Source organism: Neobacillus drentensis, from assembly GCF_021560175.1.
GTDB classification, from domain to species: Bacteria; Bacillota; Bacilli; order Bacillales; family Cytobacillaceae; genus Neobacillus; species Neobacillus drentensis_A.
Map to the genome: position 1 here is coordinate 5,453,710 of NZ_CP091110.1, position 16,137 is coordinate 5,469,846.

General features: G+C 40.9%; 17 protein-coding genes. 2 read left to right on the top strand and 15 right to left on the bottom strand.

Translation table 11 applies throughout. From position 1 onward, the window contains the following. Nucleotides 1–25 precede the first annotated feature (25 nt). Nucleotides 26–574 (bottom strand): ribosome hibernation-promoting factor, HPF/YfiA family, encoded by a 549-nt coding sequence (gene hpf / locus L1999_RS25915; protein ID WP_235741151.1) that lies wholly within the window; start codon nucleotides 572–574, stop codon nucleotides 26–28. 273 nt (nucleotides 575–847) lie between these two features. Here hpf and L1999_RS25920 point away from each other — a divergent pair, with 273 nt between their 5' ends. Beyond that, nucleotides 848–1,345, top strand: a complete 498-nt coding sequence (locus L1999_RS25920; RefSeq protein WP_235741152.1) for a spore coat protein — start codon at nucleotides 848–850, stop codon at nucleotides 1,343–1,345. Between the two features lie 24 nt (nucleotides 1,346–1,369). Here L1999_RS25920 and L1999_RS25925 read toward each other — a convergent pair whose 3' ends face one another. The 7 genes from L1999_RS25925 to L1999_RS25955 form a co-directional block, all read right to left on the bottom strand. Beyond that, entirely contained in the window at nucleotides 1,370–2,086 is a 717-nt protein-coding gene (locus tag L1999_RS25925) for a ComFC family protein (protein WP_235741153.1), read from the bottom strand. 11 nt (nucleotides 2,087–2,097) lie between these two features. Beyond that, nucleotides 2,098–3,585 (bottom strand): ATP-dependent helicase ComFA, encoded by a 1,488-nt coding sequence (locus tag L1999_RS25930; protein WP_235741154.1) that lies wholly within the window; start codon nucleotides 3,583–3,585, stop codon nucleotides 2,098–2,100. Further along, nucleotides 3,485–4,606, bottom strand: coding sequence for a nuclease-related domain-containing protein (locus tag L1999_RS25935; protein WP_235741155.1), 1,122 nt, complete (start codon nucleotides 4,604–4,606; stop codon nucleotides 3,485–3,487). The genes L1999_RS25930 and L1999_RS25935 overlap by 101 nt, the downstream gene beginning before the upstream one ends. A gap of 248 nt (nucleotides 4,607–4,854) precedes the next feature. Beyond that, nucleotides 4,855–5,001 (bottom strand): hypothetical protein, encoded by a 147-nt coding sequence (locus tag L1999_RS25940; RefSeq protein WP_235741156.1) that lies wholly within the window; start codon nucleotides 4,999–5,001, stop codon nucleotides 4,855–4,857. A gap of 456 nt (nucleotides 5,002–5,457) precedes the next feature. Continuing rightward, on the bottom strand, nucleotides 5,458–6,297 hold the full coding sequence (locus L1999_RS25945) for a DegV family protein (RefSeq protein WP_235744471.1): 840 nt from the start codon (nucleotides 6,295–6,297) through the stop codon (nucleotides 5,458–5,460). Between the two features lie 96 nt (nucleotides 6,298–6,393). After that, nucleotides 6,394–7,080, bottom strand: coding sequence for a response regulator (locus L1999_RS25950; protein WP_215044893.1), 687 nt, complete (start codon nucleotides 7,078–7,080; stop codon nucleotides 6,394–6,396). A gap of 48 nt (nucleotides 7,081–7,128) precedes the next feature. Next, on the bottom strand, nucleotides 7,129–8,271 hold the full coding sequence (locus tag L1999_RS25955) for a sensor histidine kinase (protein WP_235741157.1): 1,143 nt from the start codon (nucleotides 8,269–8,271) through the stop codon (nucleotides 7,129–7,131). Between the two features lie 233 nt (nucleotides 8,272–8,504). Between L1999_RS25955 and L1999_RS25960 the strand changes: the two genes are divergently transcribed. After that, nucleotides 8,505–9,146 (top strand): YigZ family protein, encoded by a 642-nt coding sequence (locus L1999_RS25960; RefSeq protein ID WP_235741158.1) that lies wholly within the window; start codon nucleotides 8,505–8,507, stop codon nucleotides 9,144–9,146. A 92-nt stretch (nucleotides 9,147–9,238) separates the two neighbouring features. Here L1999_RS25960 and L1999_RS25965 read toward each other — a convergent pair whose 3' ends face one another. The 7 genes from L1999_RS25965 to L1999_RS25995 all read right to left on the bottom strand — a co-directional run bounded on the left by L1999_RS25965 (nucleotide 9,239) and on the right by L1999_RS25995 (nucleotide 16,128). Beyond that, nucleotides 9,239–10,297, bottom strand: coding sequence for a glycosyltransferase family 4 protein (locus L1999_RS25965; protein WP_235741159.1), 1,059 nt, complete (start codon nucleotides 10,295–10,297; stop codon nucleotides 9,239–9,241). A gap of 140 nt (nucleotides 10,298–10,437) precedes the next feature. Further along, complete coding sequence (locus L1999_RS25970; RefSeq protein ID WP_235741160.1) at nucleotides 10,438–11,535, bottom strand: glycosyltransferase family 4 protein; 1,098 nt, start codon at nucleotides 11,533–11,535, stop codon at nucleotides 10,438–10,440. 342 nt (nucleotides 11,536–11,877) lie between these two features. Further along, nucleotides 11,878–12,723, bottom strand: a complete 846-nt coding sequence (gene rfbD, locus L1999_RS25975) for a dTDP-4-dehydrorhamnose reductase (protein WP_235741161.1) — start codon at nucleotides 12,721–12,723, stop codon at nucleotides 11,878–11,880. Then, nucleotides 12,724–13,746: a dTDP-glucose 4,6-dehydratase gene (rfbB, locus tag L1999_RS25980; RefSeq protein WP_235741162.1), complete on the bottom strand. Its 1,023-nt coding sequence runs from the start codon at nucleotides 13,744–13,746 to the stop codon at nucleotides 12,724–12,726. Nucleotides 13,747–13,756: 10 nt separating this feature from the next. Then, complete coding sequence (rfbC, locus tag L1999_RS25985) at nucleotides 13,757–14,317, bottom strand: dTDP-4-dehydrorhamnose 3,5-epimerase (RefSeq protein WP_235741163.1); 561 nt, start codon at nucleotides 14,315–14,317, stop codon at nucleotides 13,757–13,759. 10 nt (nucleotides 14,318–14,327) lie between these two features. Next, nucleotides 14,328–15,203, bottom strand: a complete 876-nt coding sequence (gene rfbA / locus L1999_RS25990) for a glucose-1-phosphate thymidylyltransferase RfbA (RefSeq protein ID WP_235741164.1) — start codon at nucleotides 15,201–15,203, stop codon at nucleotides 14,328–14,330. A 109-nt stretch (nucleotides 15,204–15,312) separates the two neighbouring features. Then, on the bottom strand, nucleotides 15,313–16,128 hold the full coding sequence (locus tag L1999_RS25995; RefSeq protein WP_235741165.1) for a glycosyltransferase: 816 nt from the start codon (nucleotides 16,126–16,128) through the stop codon (nucleotides 15,313–15,315). Between the last annotated feature and the right edge of the window lie 9 nt (nucleotides 16,129–16,137).

The following is a 16,137-nucleotide window of genomic DNA, read 5'->3' on the forward strand; positions in this document are numbered from 1 at the left end:
GGGAGCAGCGTTCCTGTTATCAGCTTTACTGTGCTTCGATTAAGCCATAACGGCCATCTTTACGCTTATAAACAACATTTGTACGGTTAGTATCAGAATTATTAAATACATAGAAGCTGTGGCCCAGCATGTTCATTTGCAGAATTGCTTCTTCACTGTCCATTGGTTTTAAGTCAAAACGCTTAGTACGGACTAATTCTAGATCTTCTTCATCATGATCGAGAGTCTCAGGGCTTTCAGTTGCTGCAAAAGTGAATGAAGGTTCCCCTTTTTCACGGAATTTGCGGTTTACTTTTGTTTTGTGCTTGCGGATTTGACGCTCAAGTTTGTCAGTAATCAAGTCAATCGCTGCATACATATCAACGTTTGTTTCTTCAGCGCGTAATACTAGCTGCGGTAGTGGAATAGTGACCTCTACTTTTGAAGATTTATCTTGATTGAATCTAAGATTCACGTTTACATTTGCATCAGGTGCTTCAGTAAAATAACGCTCTAATTTAGAAATCTTCTTTTCAACATACTCTCTAATTGCTGGAGTAACCTCAATGTTTTCACCACGTACGTTGTATTTCATGTGGACTCCTCCTTTTGTTAAGGCTATGTAAATACAATTCTATTTTACCCTATAAGATTCCTGCTAAAACCGTATAATAATTTTGTCGAATTTTTGACAAAAACAATAGGGTAATAGTGCCTATAGGGATTACAAGCGTTGACTTTACTGGGATATTTCCACTAAAATGAATGGTTATTCATATATTTATTTTATTATTTTGGAGGACAATTTGCCACTAATTGGCCTAGGGAATACGTTACATTGATGTGAACATGAATGGAGGATACAATCATGGAACAGGAAAATCGGAAAAAGCTAGCCTGGCATGAGACCCTGGAATTACATGAGATGGTGGCTTTTCAATCCTTAGGATTAATGAAACTGAAAATGTCGATCAATAAAGTAACTGACTCCGAGCTTAGAGAATTATACCGTTTATGTATTCAGGATTTAGAAAAAAACCTTAACGAATTACTGAAATATTATCCTTCCGCCCAAGGCTATCAAGCCCGTGAAGAGGAAGAGGTCCGCGAGGATATTGGCTTCTTTGCCGGAGATTTATTGGCTTTATCGAAAACAATGGTGCGAAATCTTTCTGTTGCCATCACGGAAACAGCCACCCCTGCTCTACGAAAAACCTTTACGAATCAGTTGATGGGAGCAATTCATGGTCACGAGAGAGTTTTTAATTATATGCACAAACATGGCTACTATCCTGCCTACGATTTAGGTCTTCTTCTCGGTCATGATATTGAAAATGCTCAAAGGGCACTAAAGATGCGATTCTAATTTCAGGCGCGGTGGGCGCCGAGTCTATCTTGCGATCGTAAATGATTGGACGCTCGTCGCCCCCGCCCCTTTTAGAAGTTTCGCTGCATGCCTAAGTGTCGAGCCGGTGGTGTAAATATCATCGATTAATAAAATCCTTTTTCCTTGTAATTCACTGTCAGGCTCGACTTTAAAGACCTGGGGGATATGGATCCGCTCTTCCCTTGATTTTTTCGATTGTTTTTCAGAATGGACCCGCGTAAGGATATCGTCCGATTGGAAGCCTGCAAAGGTTAGGACTGCCGTTGCCTGATTAAAGCCGCGTTCATACAGCCGCTCTTCACTTAAAGGAATAGGAACAAGTAAATCTGGGGTGATTTTAGTGATTTCTTTTTTAAAAAGTTCCGCAAATATCTTGGCCAATACATAATCTCCGCGAAATTTGTACACGGCAATCAAGTCTTTTAAAAAATCGTTGTATAGGTAAAGAGCATGATTCTTTTCAAGAAAGCCCTGCCAGTCAGGGTCCTCCTCCCAGCGTGTGCAATCATGGCACAGGTCTCCGTCACGAAATTGTTCATTTAAATGGTGAAATGGCCGACTGCAAATCCTGCAGGTTTCCCCTGCAATGTTTTCCAGCCTGCCTTCACAAGTTGGGCATAGAAGGGGTTCCTTTTCTGGTGAGAGGAGTGTACCCCAACTAACAAGAGGAGTTATCACCTTGTGGCAATAAAGACAACGATTTTGCTGGGATAGATTCATTTTACAGCCCCCTATTGATCAAGTAATCCCTTGTTAAGTCCTTCTCTGTTCATCGTGACAATCTGCCTTTTCGCCTTTAGCATGTCTTCGGTTTTTCCATAATGAAAAAAAGTTACCACCCCAGTTGGATGATCCTTGCTTCGCCCTGCGCGTCCGGCAATTTGGACGAGAGCACTTTCGGTAAAAATAGAATCCTCCGCTCCCACTACAGCTACATCGATATTGGGAAATGTAACCCCTCGCTCAAGAATGGTGGTGGTAAGGAGCATTAGAACCTCTTTGTTCCGCATTTTTTGCACCTTACTTTTTCGATCCGGGTCTTCGGCATGGACTGCTTCGATGGCAGGATGAATTTTCCGTAAGATGGCCAGTGCTTTTTCCATCAACGGAATATGTGGAAAAAATACTAGCGTTTGTTTTTCTGCTTGGATTCTGGTTTTAATCCACTTAACCACATTGGGAGGCAGCTTCCCTTTTTCAAGCTGTTTTTGCCAGTTCCCGCACCAAATGAATTCTGGGACCGGGAGCGGTTTGCGGTGAAATCGGGCCGGAATGGTCGTATACGCCCTTTTACCTGTTCGGCATTCTCTTTGCCATTTGGAATTAGGAGTCGCAGTGAGGTAAATCATCGCTGAAGTTGGTTTCCGGGCCTGAACGGCTGCGTACTGGAGCGACTCTTCGACTGTATATGGAAAGGCATCGACTTCATCTAGAATGATGGCATCAAAGGCATGAAAAAAACGGAGGAGCTGATGGGTGGTCGCAATGGTTAGCGGGGCATATAGGTGGCGGTCCTCACTCCCGCCGTAAAGGGAGGCAATGGGGATTTCCGGAAAGGCCGCTTTTAATCTGGGGGTGAGTTCTAAGACAACATCCGTTCTTGGCGTGGCAATGCAGATTCTTTTTTTCGCGGCTAGTGCGGATTCTATTCCAGCAAACAAGACCTCCGTTTTGCCTGCCCCGCAGACAGCCCAAATGAGGTGCTCCTGGCTTTGCTCGATCGCCTCGACAACATGTTGGGATGCGACCTTCTGCCCGTCAGAGAGCGTTCCCTGCCAGGCCATGATTTGAGCTGGGATCTGAATGTCAGGGGCTTGGCCGTTCCAGCCAATAAGCGGTGTGCATTCACTGATTCTGCCCATCATCAGACAGTTACGGCAATACAGACAAGTCTCTTTGCATCGAGCGCATGGAAAGGCGGCAAACCATTGCGGATCCTTGTTGCCACAACGGGCACATAGTGGGTGTTTACCGTTATTTTCAATTCCTTTTCGATAGGTAAGGTATCCATGTTGATAATGGGCTTGAATGTCTGCGAGCGGGAATGGAAGGTCCTCGAGAAGGAGCTGTTTGCCGGTAAGCTGCTGTTGTAGATCCGGATTGTAAGTGAATGCGGGGTTAATCGGCGGGTTCGGGATGGTTGGAATTTGTGAGATGGGCAGGGAATCCTCTTTTGTTGTGCTCGGGATTATTAGGTTGTCTTTTTCGATAAATCGCATGTGTGGTCACCCTCTGGGCGATGATTTTGTCTGCTGCCATTACATAACTTTTATCGCCAGGCCATTGATGGTACAAGCGTTTTTTGGTATGACCTGAAGTGGGAAGGTTGAGGGAAATTAACATATTTCTTGAGATGTCTGGTGTCGGGATTTGAAAGAAGGTCTGGCATTCACGGTTTGTGATGGATGGTTTAATCAGGAGGAAATAATCAATGATAGCTTCGATATGGGCTTCTTGGGAGGTTGTGCTGCATTCCGGACAGATCCATTTTCCTGTTTGGTAATGCATTGGAATGTGGGTACAATTTGGGCATGGGACACCTTGGAGCAAGTCTGCCTCGGTGAGACCATACTCTTGTAAAATATCTATTTGTGTTGGGGTATGCTGGCTTAACAGGAATTGAGCTATTTCATTCCTTTTGGGGGCTTGGATTTTAACTTGGTGGAATTTTTTTTCGGAGTCTTCAATTTTACTAAAAAGGTCTCTTCCTTTACAAATTCTTGTCAGGTCTGTTCCGGTACCGCTGGTTTTTAAGATGGTTTTGTTGGTGCTTTTGAAAAAAATAAGGTAATCGATGGGGAGCAAGTGGAGATGATGAAGGATTAGCCATCTTTTAAGAAGGGATTGCAGTCTTCGGCATTGAATTCGCGGGTCCTCAAAGGACTCTTCTGATGCTTCCGGGTTTTTTCGGATGAGTTGGTTAAAGACATTATCAAAATACAATGTTCCAATGATATTTTTGGCTTCGATGATCAGGATATGGGTTTGAGAGATTAGTAAGGTATCAATTTGGAAGGAGATATCGTGGAGTTTAAGCTGAAGGTCGTGGAGGATTAGGTACTTTTCTTGCGGCAGTTCTTTCATGTAGTTCGCTAGTGCCCATTCGCCCCAGTAGCCTGCCCATCTTTTGGCAAGGTCTTTTTCTATTACTGGATACATTGGGTGGTTGTGGTTTAAGTATTTTTTTAGGCTTACGGTTAGGATAAGTCTTAGAGGAAGTGTTAGTTCTTTTATAACCAATATACATCACTCCTTTTTTCTTTATAATTCTACATTTGTTGATAGATTCCTACTTGTTGGTGGAAAATTTTTTGGTTTTTTTAAAAGTTTTTTTCTGCTGTGATCGGGTTGACTCCGTTTGCGATTCTGTAGACTTGGACTGGAATTCTGTGGGTTTCTGATTTATTTTTGTGTACTCCCTTAATAATTCCGTACACTTCTCACTTTTTTCCGTATAAATTCCCATTATTTCCGTAAACCTCTTCTTTTCAATTACCTTTTTCTATATCTCGCTTCAAATCAAGTTGCTGGTCCGCTCCATTTCCGCAGACTTGGCCCAGAATTCCACCGGTTTCCGATTTATTTCCGTATACTTCCTTAATAATTCCGTACACTTCTCTCTTTTTTCCGTACAAATCCCCTTTATTTCCGTAAATCCCTTCTTTTCAATTACCTTTTTCTATATCTCGCTTTATAACCAGGTTCCCGGACCGCTACATTTCCGCACACTCGGCCCAGAATTCCGCAAGTTTTCGCTTTATTTCCGTGTACTTCCTTAATAATTGCGTACACTTCTCTCTTTTTTCCGTGCAAATCCCCATTATTTCCGTAAAACCCTTCTTTTCAATTACCTTTTTCTATATCTCGCTCTATAACCAGGTTGCCGGCCTGATACATTTCTGCAGACTTGGCCCAGAATTCTGCCGGTTTCCGATTTATTTCCGTATACTTCCTTAATAATCCCGTGCACTTCTCTCTTTGTTCCGTACATATCCCCATTATTTCCGCACACCCACCCCCAACCACCATTCCATCGCCAATCAAAAAAGCCATCCCGGTTCAAACACCGGAATGGCTTCAAACTAACAATCTTATTTTTTCATCCAACCCATGCCCATCGCACCCTCACCAAGATGGGTACCAATTACTGCTCCAAAATAGCCTATCATAAACTCAACATGAGGATACAAGCCCGCTAACTCTTTACGCCACTCCTCTGCCTCCGCCTCACGATTCGCATGAATAATCACCGCCCGATATTCCGCGCCATCGGAGACAGCTTCACCAAGTAAATCGACAATCCGCTTCAGAGCCTTCTTGCGGGTACGAATTTTTTCAAATGGTACTATGACCTTCTCGTCAAAGTGCAGCAGCGGCTTTACCTGCAACAAACTGCCAATAATGGCTTGAGCACTCGACAGACGGCCGCCTCGCTGCAGATTAGACAAGTCATCCACCATGAAATAAGCATCGGCTGATTGCTTCAACTCTTCTAACCGGCTGATAATCCGCTCAGGCGATTCTCCGCGCCCGGCCATTTCAGCTGCCTCTAGTGCATAGAAACCCTGAACCATGCAGCTGATCTCAGAATCAAACGGATAAACCTTTATCCCGTCCACCATGGTCCCAGCAGTTACCGCGCCTTGATACGTACCGCTGATACCGCTCGACAAATGAATACTAATCACCGCATCATAATCGGCCGCCAGTTCCTCAAACAACTCGACAAACTTCCCAATCGGCGGCTGAGAGGTTGTCGGCAAATCTTTTGTTTTTATCTCTTCATAGAACGCATTCGCGGTTAAATCGACTTCTTCATGGTATACCTCTGTCCCGAAAATGACGTTTAGCGGGATCATATGTATAGTAAATTGTTCTCGTAACTCCTTCGGTATGTACGCGGTGCTATCCGTGACAATTGCCGTTTTCATAAAAATGTACCATCCTTGTATTTTTGACTGCACTTTTATTTTATATGAAGCCACAAAAAAAGAACACACCCATTTAAGGTGTGCTCCTTAACAACTCTATCTTACTTCAACCCAGCCATTTTTAATCGCTGATACAACGGCTTGGGTACGGTCATTAACATTCATTTTTTGCAAAATATTACTTACATGGTTTTTAACTGTTTTTTCACTGATAAATAAGGATTCGCCAATACCTCGGTTACTTTTTCCATCGGCAAGCATTTGCAGAACTTCACATTCACGGCGGGTTAACAAATGCAATGGCCGGCGGATATCAAGTGTTTGCACATAACCGCCTCCGGAACGTCCGGCAGTTGTAGCCAGCTTCCGATATTCATTCACAAGGTTGTGGGTAACCTTTGGATGTAAGTAGGAACCGCCATCCGCCACAACACGAACTGCCTCAATCAGAGCGTCCGCATCCATTTCCTTTAATAAGTAGCCGCATGCACCTGTTTTTAAGGCATGGGTCACATAATTTTCGTCATCGTGAATCGATAAAATAATGACTTTTGTACTTGGATATTTTTCAACAAGCTCACGGGTTGCCTCGACACCATTCATACCCGGCATATTGATATCCATAATAACGACATCAGGCTGGTACTGTTCCACTAGTCCTACAGCATCACTTCCGTCATCGCCTTCGGCCACAACCTGGAATGACTTTTCGAATTCTAATATTCTTTTAACACCTTCTCTGAATAGTTGGTGATCATCAATAATAGCAATTTTGGTTGTCATGTGGTACTCCCCCTTATTACAATTTTATCATTTGCTGCAATAATTTTTTTAGTTAATTAATGGAACACGAATGAGGACGGATGTTCCTTTACCTATTTTCGAATCATACTTGATTTCCCCTTCAAGCAGATCGACACGCTCTCTCATCCCAATCATCCCAAACGACTCAGGTTTCTTGATCGACGTATCGAATCCAACACCGTTATCCTTGATGTGGACGGTGACAGCAGAATTGGTGATTTCCAATCTGACGTTGATTACACAGGCATTCGCGTGCTTAAGCGCGTTTTGCACAGACTCTTGGATCATCCGGAACAACGCAACCTCATACTTGGTTGGCAGGCGGAGCTCCAGACCGACATTCACAAACTCGATCCTTGAGTGGTTATGATATTCTTCGATCGTTTGTAAGTATTTTTTGAGGGTGGGGACAAGGCCTAAATCATCAAGTGCCATCGGACGGAGGTCATAAATAATTCTCCGCACCTCATAAAGCGCGGCCCGCACCATTTTTTTATAGCTATGAACTTCAGCAAATGCCTCTTCTGGCCCTTTATCTCGATAAACACGTTCAATCAGATCAGAACGCATAATCACATTGGCCAGCATTTGGGCAGGACCATCATGAATCTCCCGGGATAAACGTTTCCGTTCCTCTTCCTGGGCTTCAATAATTTTCAAACCAAAGTCTTGTTTGGCTTTGGCCGTTTCGATGACTTCCCCGACTTGTTTTAAATCACTTGTCAAGTAATTCATCACCACAGAAATTTGGGAAATAAGCTGGTCGGCGCGGTCAATTGTGTCATCTAACCCAATCAATCTCCGCTCCAAATCATCCCGTTTTTCCAAGAGCTGTTTTTTATACTGCCAATTGATGGAAAGGTCCATTTGCAGCTGGTGGGCTTTTTCATAGGCCTCACGCACTTCTTCTTCGGTATACTTTTTAAAATTCATACTAACTTCTGATAACATCAGCCGGGCTTGATGAACCTGATCTTCAAGCTGGTTCCCCTCTTCGATGAGCTTAACCATCATTTCCTTGATATTTCGAAGTTCTGATGTCATACTTTCGTAATCTTGACGGCATTGCTCACCAATTCGAAAGATATCACTTTTACTGCTTGTTACCCTGTCAATCATTTCTTCACGAATTTCATCAATTGACTTTGTATTGACCTTTTTAAGTTTCATTTCATTCCCTCCAGGGTTTTCCCTTAAGGCCCTTAACATATTTTACATGGAATAAAAGCAATTAGCGAACGATAACACTCTTATTGACCTTCTTCTGGGGTGAAAGTAATATAATGATAGTGTTACATTCCTTTAAGGATACTTATTGAACTATTACTATTATATCATTCGAAGGTTACCACCATATTAAAGGTATATTACAAATATTTTTTTAAAAAGGAGGGGAGCTTATTATGCTTCCTTGTTACCATACTGTAAAACAGAGCGGCGAACATGAGATTACGATTCAAAAATCTCGGTTTATTGCCCATTTGACAAGAGCTGAAACTGAAACTGAAGCGGTTGAGTTCATTCAAACCATTAAGAAACAGCATTGGAATGCTACGCATAACTGCTCAGCCTACCTCATCGGCGAGCATGACAACATTCAAAAAGCCAATGATGACGGTGAACCAAGCGGAACAGCGGGTGTGCCGATCCTTGAGGTGTTAAAAAAACGGAAGCTAAAGGACACAGTAGTAGTTGTGACTCGTTACTTTGGAGGCATTAAATTAGGAGCCGGCGGGCTGATCCGTGCTTACGGCAAAGCCACTTCTGAAGGGCTTGATGCAGTAGGCATCGTCGAAAGAAGACTTTCCCAAATTATTCATGTCAAATTTGAGTATCCTTGGCTTGGGAAAATTGAGAAGGAACTGCGCGCCTCCGATTATAAAATAAAAGAAATTCACTACTTGGATACCGTCGAGGTCGAAACGTATGTAGACGAAAGTCAGGTACAATCCTTCAGAGACTGGATGATTGAACTAACCAACGGCCAATGTACACTAGAGCAGGGTGAGATGCTCTATCTCGAACAAGACTACACAAGAGAATAAATTTTCCCTTAGGTCCATTATAATAGGACCATAACGGCTAGACAATTGGGAAAAAAATTAAGGGGCTCAAAATTCATGAGTCCCTTGTCCTATTAGGAGCGGTCTTTTGCCGTTGTTAATGTTCGAACGATATTCAACAGCGGCTTATGGTCCTTGCCCATTAGGCCGATTTTTTCAGCAATAATTTCGATTAACAGAACGATTACACCGATTAAGACGAGGGCACCGCCAATTCTTGCCTGCGAAAAGATAACGGCCACAAGTCCAAAAAACGCAGCCATCGCATAAATAAGCAGCACGGTTTGCCGATGGGAGAACCCCATTCTTAGCATGCAATGATGGAGATGAGATTTATCAGGAGCTGACAAAGGCTGTTTGTTAATGATTCTTCGGATAATGGCGAAAAGCGTATCTGAAATGGGTACTCCGAGAATGATGACGGGAATTATAAACGAAATAAAGGTAACGTTTTTAAAACCTAGCAGCGATAAGACGGAGATGATAAAACCCAAAAAGAGGGCACCTGTATCCCCCATAAAAATCTTGGCAGGATGAAAATTGTACACTAAAAATCCAAGTGTGCTCATGAGTACGATTAAACCAATGACGAAGACATATAAATATCCCTGAATAAAAGCAATCCCTGATATTGAAATTAAGGCAATCGATGAAACCCCAGCCGCCAGGCCGTCTAGACCGTCGATTAGGTTTATGGCATTTGTAATGCCAACAATCCAAAGGATCGTAAAAGGAATGCTAAAAAAACCAAATTGAAGCTGTGCGCCGAACGGCAGATTGATAAAGACAACCTGCAAATTCCCCCACAGAACAACCACGCATGCCGCAGCGAGTTGTCCAATCAGTTTGTATTTTGCCGGCAGTTCGATCAAGTCATCCAAAAAGCCGGTAGCGATAATGATAAAACAGCCAACTAGTATTGGTAATGAGGATGGGTTTTCAGGATGCAAGAGGATCATTCCTATTATAAAACTAATAAAAATTGCTAATCCTCCAATCCTTGGCATAACAGACTGATGAACCTTACGTTGATTAGGTCTGTCAGTAGCACCTATTCGAAATGCAAGCTTTTTTATAAGTGGTGTAATAAGAACAGATAGGACAAAACATACTATCAAGGTAAGAAAAAACATATAACATCCTCCTTAAAAATAAGTTTGTCCATTAATGCTGATAAAAAACACGTTAGGAGATGTTAATATACGGAAATCTCAATTGGAAAATATAAAAAAACAGGCAGCCAAACTGAATGTTGGCCGCCTGTTTTTTATAACTATTTATTTCGCACATTCGCTAATCTAAAACCTCTGATTAGTTTTAGGAGTGGTTTGTAATCTTCACGTACCAGACCAATTTTCTCCACAATAATCTCAATGGTAATTAAGATTGTGAGGATAATAAGAATGGCTCCAAGAAGCGTTGACTGTGAAAGGATAAATGCTGCTAGTCCAAAAATGGCACTCATAGCATAAATGAGTAAAACGGTTTGACGATGTGAAAAGCCGGATCGTAGCAAACAATGATGTAAGTGTGATTTATCTGGTGCCGATAATGGCTGCTTGTTGACCAATCTGCGGATAATCGCAAAGAATGTATCAGAAATAGGTACACCCAGAATAATAACCGGAATGACTAGTGAAATAAATGTAACACCTTTTAGACCCAATAACGATAGGACACTAATTAAGAAACCTAAAAATAATGCACCCGTATCACCCATAAAAATTTTTGCTGGGTGGAAGTTATAGACAAGGAATCCTAGTGTTGAAACGGCAGCAATTAAGGCAACAACCGTAACATACGGATTACCTGTTATATAAGCCATTCCTGCAATGGCAAACAAGGCAATTGTTGATACCCCGCCAGCTAAACCGTCTAATCCGTCGATTAAATTAATCGCATTGGTTATACCGATAATCCAAACCATTGTAAATGGGATACTAAAAATCCCAAAGTCTAACCGGCCCCCACCAAAGGGCAAGTTAATGAACTCCACTTTAATATCCCCTAACATGATAATCACCAAGGAAGCAAGAATTTGTCCTAAAAGCTTTACCTTTGGTGAAATTTCTTTCACATCATCAACTGCACCTGTAAGGATAATAATTAAGCTTCCAAGCAAGATGGCGATGTGTACATTTCCATTAGGATGTAAAAGTGGCAAATGAAAGTTTTCAATTGGTTTAATAATCAATATTCCTATGATAAAACTTATATAAATAGCCAATCCGCCTAAACGAGGCATAATTTTTTGATGAACTTTCCTTTGATTGGGCTTGTCAGTTGCGCCAATTTTAAAAGCTAATTTTTTTACTAATGGTGTGAGGAAGATCGAAGCACAAAAACACAAGAATAAAGTTAAATATAACATAAATGGACCCTCCGTGGTTTTATCATTACCTGTTCTTGTAGTGATTTAAACTATAAAAAAAGCCAAATTTCGATAAAATACTCCCTAAGGATTATAGCACAGACTTTTAATCAATGAAACTATTAAATTTACTTTGTAATAAATCTCTAATATTGAAAACTATTAGTTAACACACTTCCTTTTATGTACCCACTAGTTAGACGAATTATTGCAAACCAGGTTACATTTCGCTAATAAATGTTTGATGCTCTTTTACATAACAATAAGAATATGTATGAAAAAAAGGAATATGTTAAAAAGTCGCTGAAACGACTTTTTACATATCCCTTTCATTATAACTCATTAACCTTTAATTTCCCTTAAGAATGCTGATAAAGCTTCTTTCCAATTTGGGAGCGGAGTAAAACCTTGGTCAGTGATTTTCTTCTTACTTAAAACTGAATATTTAGGCCTAGCCGCTGGGCGGGGAAATTGTTCTGAAGTCAATGGATTTACCTTCACATTCACACCAGCTTGGTTGAAAATTTCTACCGCAAACTCGTACCAAGAGCAAACACCTTCATTGGTAGCATGATAAATACCATATTGATCAGACTCCACTAAATCAATCATAAATCGGGCAAGATCAACGGTATAAGTTGGGGAGCCAACCTGGTCGTGGACAACCCCTAATTCATCACGCTCTTCTGCAAGACGAAGCATGGTTTTGACAAAGTTATTTCCGTTGATGCCAAATACCCATGCGGTTCGAACGATAAAATATCGGTCTAAAGACCTTTTAACAAATTCTTCACCCGCAAATTTTGTTTCTCCATAGACACCAAGCGGATGGGTCGGATGATCTACCTCATAGGGCTCAGAAGCTGTACCATCAAAAACATAATCGGTACTCACATAAACCATTTTAGCTCCAGCCTTGCTGGCTGCTTCCGCAAGGTATTTTGCACCTAATGCATTAACATTGTAGGCTGTTTCTTTGTCTTGTTCCGCAGCATCCACATTCGTATAAGCAGCACAATGTAAAATAGCGTCAGGCTTTACTGACTCCATATAGGCTTTCACAGCTTGCTCGTCAGTAATGTCTAATTGACTGCGATCAAGACCAAATACCTCGTGGTTTCTGGCCGTTAATTGTTTTTCAAGGTCATAGCCTAACTGGCCTTTTACTCCTGTAACAACAACTTTCATTTATTCAACCTCTAATCTCTCACCATATTGGGATTTAAAATAATCCTGATACTCTCCAGAAATGATGTTTTCCCACCATTGTTTATTTTCTAAATACCAATTAATCGTTTGCTCAATGCCGGTATCAAACGTATATTTTGGTTTCCACCCAAGTTCATTCCTTAATTTCGCAGCATCAATAGCATAACGGCGGTCATGGCCAGGACGGTCTTTAACAAATTTAATTAACGATTCTGGCTTGCCCAATTGCTTTAAAATGGTTTGAACAATTTCAATATTTGTGCGTTCATTATTGCCACCGACGTTATATACCTCGCCATTGCGGCCATTATGAAGAACAAGGTCGATTGCTTGGCAATGATCTTCAACATGAAGCCAGTCACGTACATTTAAGCCATCCCCATAAACAGGAAGTTCCTTGTCGTTTAAAGCATTAATAATCATTAATGGAATCAGTTTTTCAGGGAAATGGAAAGGTCCATAATTATTTGAGCAGCGCGTAATATTTACTGGCAGGCCAAACGTTTCATGATAAGCACGAACAAGCAGGTCTGCACCAGCTTTACTAGCACTATAAGGACTATTAGCCGCTAATGGGGTTTCCTCTGTAAAATAGCCTGTTTCTCCCAGGGTTCCATAAACTTCATCTGTTGAAACCTGAAGGTATTTCTTTACGCCAATGGTCTTAGCCGCATCAAGCAGGGCAAGCGTCCCCTGGATATTTGTTTGAACAAAGATTCCTGGATCAGTAATACTTCTGTCAACATGTGATTCAGCAGCGAAGTTAATGACGTAATCAAACTTTTCTTCTTGAAAAAGACTACCGATAAATTCGCGGTTTGCAATATCACCACGTACAAACGTGTAATTCGCTGCATTTTCGATGTCCTTTAAGTTCTCAAGATTTCCTGCATAGGTCAGTAAATCAAGATTTACGATTTGATAGTTTGGATATTTATTTACCATATAGCGGACAAAATTGCTGCCAATAAAACCAGCTCCGCCTGTGATTAACAATTTCATAAGGTGCCTCCTATTTTTCAAACATAAAATTTAGATTTTTTGCTTCTGCTAATGTTGGGTGCTTGGTATCCTTATCAGAAAGAATAGGATTCATTGTTGGCCAATCAATGCCTAATTCAGGATCATTCCAGAGGATCCCCCCATCATGCTCAGGCGAATAATATTCATCCACTTTATAAGCAACAGTGGTATCAGGTACCAACGTACAGAACCCATGCGCAAAACCTTTTGGAACTAGCAGCTGACGTTTATTATGTTCACTTAAAATCACGCCAACCCATTGCCCATATGTAGGAGAACCTTGTCGAATATCCACTGCAACGTCATAAATGGCTCCTGTTACACAACGAACAACCTTTGTTTGTGCTTTTGGATTTAATTGAAAATGTAACCCGCGTAAAGTTCCAACAGGAGCGGACAGCGATTGATTGTCTTGAATAAAATCAAAGTTTAAACCTAATTCTTCAAAGATATTTTTATTATAACTTTCCATAAAGTAACCGCGATGGTCACCGAAAACCTTTGGTTCCAAAATTTTTACGCCAGAAAGCTTGGTTTCAATAACGTTCATTCTTTCTACCTCATTTCAATTCTTGAGTAGCTACTTTTAGTAAATACTGCCCATATTGATTTTTCATTAATGGCTCCGCTAATTCTAATAACTTATCTTTTGTTATATAGCCCATTTTATATGCAATTTCTTCTAAACAGGCAATTTTTAAGGACTGCCGTTTTTCCACTGTCTCAATAAATTGCGATGCCTCTAATAATGACGCATGCGTTCCGGTATCTAACCAAGCATAACCGCGTCCAAGCAATTCGACATTGAGTTCTCCCATTTCTAGATAGGCCTTGTTAATGTCGGTAATTTCAAGTTCGCCACGCGGAGAAGGCTTGATGTTCTTGGCAATCTCGACAACCCGATTATCATAGAAATAAAGTCCGGTCACTGCGTAGTTAGACTTAGGCTCTACAGGCTTCTCTTCAATCGAAACGGCTTTACCTTCGCTATCAAATTCAACCACACCGAAACGCTCTGGATCGTTTACGTAATATCCAAATACGGATGCTCCCGTTTCCCTGGAAGCTGCGCTTCTTAATAGATCGGTCAGTCCATGGCCATAAAAAATATTGTCACCAAGAACGAGGGCAACATTGTCATCGCCAATAAATTCTTCACCGATTAAAAATGCTTGTGCTAACCCGCCAGGATGTGGTTGAATTTTATACGAAAAATTCATTCCTAAATCGGAACCGTCTCCTAAAATTTGCTCAAATCGTGCTGTATCTTCTGGGGTTGAGATAATTAAGATATCCTTTATACCTGCCAACATAAGTACAGAAAGCGGATAATAAATCATTGGTTTGTCATAAACAGGTAATAACTGTTTTGAGACTACCTTTGTTAACGGATAAAGACGTGTACCACTTCCGCCTGCGAGAATTATTCCTTTCATTTTTCATTCAGCTCCCATTCAAGGTTATTTATGCCTATAGACATTTTAAAAATATGTAATTCCTGCTATCTATCAATACTTTGAAAATCAAGGAGGTTTTTTATCTTTCTTAGCGTCTTAGCAGCCTTTTATAAACAAAGCCCCTAAAGGAGTTAGGAAGTACTCTGACAGCTCCCCTAGTAATAACATTCTTGATAAACGTTTGTCTATCAATAAAATTCATTTTTAAAAATTCTTTTTGCAGTTCCATTTCATTTTTGAAGTATTTTAGTCCCCCGCGTCGGTTGAACATATCTGCGCCCGCACGAGCGAAGACTAAAATTTCTGGTAAATTCATTATTTTTATATGACTATTTAACATTCTTCCCCATAAATAATAATCCTCGTTCCACATTAAGGTCTGATAGCTGCCAGCTTTCAGAACAGCATCTCTCCAGTAAACGACCGTCATATGATTTAAGGGGCAGCGTGTTTTCGCATATTTTAAAATCTCCTCATAGCTGGCAGGAACTTTACGAATCGATTCTATTTTTTCAACATCTTCTTCAAATTCACCGATCCAAGATCCAAGAACTTGTACATCAGGATTATTTTCCATAAAGTTTATTTGTTTTTCAAATCGTTGCGGATGACATACATCATCACTATCCATTCGTGCGATTAAATCATACGTGCATTCCTTAATTCCAATCTCCAAGGCTTTCCCTAACCCCATATTTTGTTCTAGTTCAACATACTTAAACAAATCTGGTTCTGCCTTTTTATATTCATTTAATAATTGATACAATTCATCCGTGAGTTTCCCATCAAATACAATTAAAATTTCAGTTGGTCTTAACGTCTGACGCAGCATGCTTTCAATTGATTCTCTTAAGTACTCGGGTTTTTCCTTAAAGTATACGGACATAAGAACTGAAAAGTTCATTATTTCAAC

What these genes read in the sequence shown, in the direction of transcription:
- L1999_RS25970 (WP_235741160.1), bottom strand. Translation starts at nt 11,535, where the DNA reads ATGTTATATTTAACTTTATTCTTGTGTTTTTGTGCTTCGATCTTCCTC.
- L1999_RS25950 (WP_215044893.1), bottom strand. Translation starts at nt 7,080, where the DNA reads ATGACAACCAAAATTGCTATTATTGATGATCACCAACTATTCAGAGAA.
- rfbA (WP_235741164.1), bottom strand. Translation starts at nt 15,203, where the DNA reads ATGAAAGGAATAATTCTCGCAGGCGGAAGTGGTACACGTCTTTATCCG.
- L1999_RS25995 (WP_235741165.1), bottom strand. Translation starts at nt 16,128, where the DNA reads ATGAACTTTTCAGTTCTTATGTCCGTATACTTTAAGGAAAAACCCGAG.
- L1999_RS25925 (WP_235741153.1), bottom strand. Translation starts at nt 2,086, where the DNA reads ATGAATCTATCCCAGCAAAATCGTTGTCTTTATTGCCACAAGGTGATA.
- rfbC (WP_235741163.1), bottom strand. Translation starts at nt 14,317, where the DNA reads ATGAACGTTATTGAAACCAAGCTTTCTGGCGTAAAAATTTTGGAACCA.
- L1999_RS25960 (WP_235741158.1), top strand. Translation starts at nt 8,505, where the DNA reads ATGCTTCCTTGTTACCATACTGTAAAACAGAGCGGCGAACATGAGATT.
- L1999_RS25955 (WP_235741157.1), bottom strand. Translation starts at nt 8,271, where the DNA reads ATGAAACTTAAAAAGGTCAATACAAAGTCAATTGATGAAATTCGTGAA.
- L1999_RS25945 (WP_235744471.1), bottom strand. Translation starts at nt 6,297, where the DNA reads ATGAAAACGGCAATTGTCACGGATAGCACCGCGTACATACCGAAGGAG.
- hpf (WP_235741151.1), bottom strand. Translation starts at nt 574, where the DNA reads ATGAAATACAACGTACGTGGTGAAAACATTGAGGTTACTCCAGCAATT.
- L1999_RS25920 (WP_235741152.1), top strand. Translation starts at nt 848, where the DNA reads ATGGAACAGGAAAATCGGAAAAAGCTAGCCTGGCATGAGACCCTGGAA.
- rfbB (WP_235741162.1), bottom strand. Translation starts at nt 13,746, where the DNA reads ATGAAATTGTTAATCACAGGCGGAGCTGGTTTTATTGGCAGCAATTTT.
- L1999_RS25965 (WP_235741159.1), bottom strand. Translation starts at nt 10,297, where the DNA reads ATGTTTTTTCTTACCTTGATAGTATGTTTTGTCCTATCTGTTCTTATT.
- rfbD (WP_235741161.1), bottom strand. Translation starts at nt 12,723, where the DNA reads ATGAAAGTTGTTGTTACAGGAGTAAAAGGCCAGTTAGGCTATGACCTT.
- L1999_RS25930 (WP_235741154.1), bottom strand. Translation starts at nt 3,585, where the DNA reads ATGCGATTTATCGAAAAAGACAACCTAATAATCCCGAGCACAACAAAA.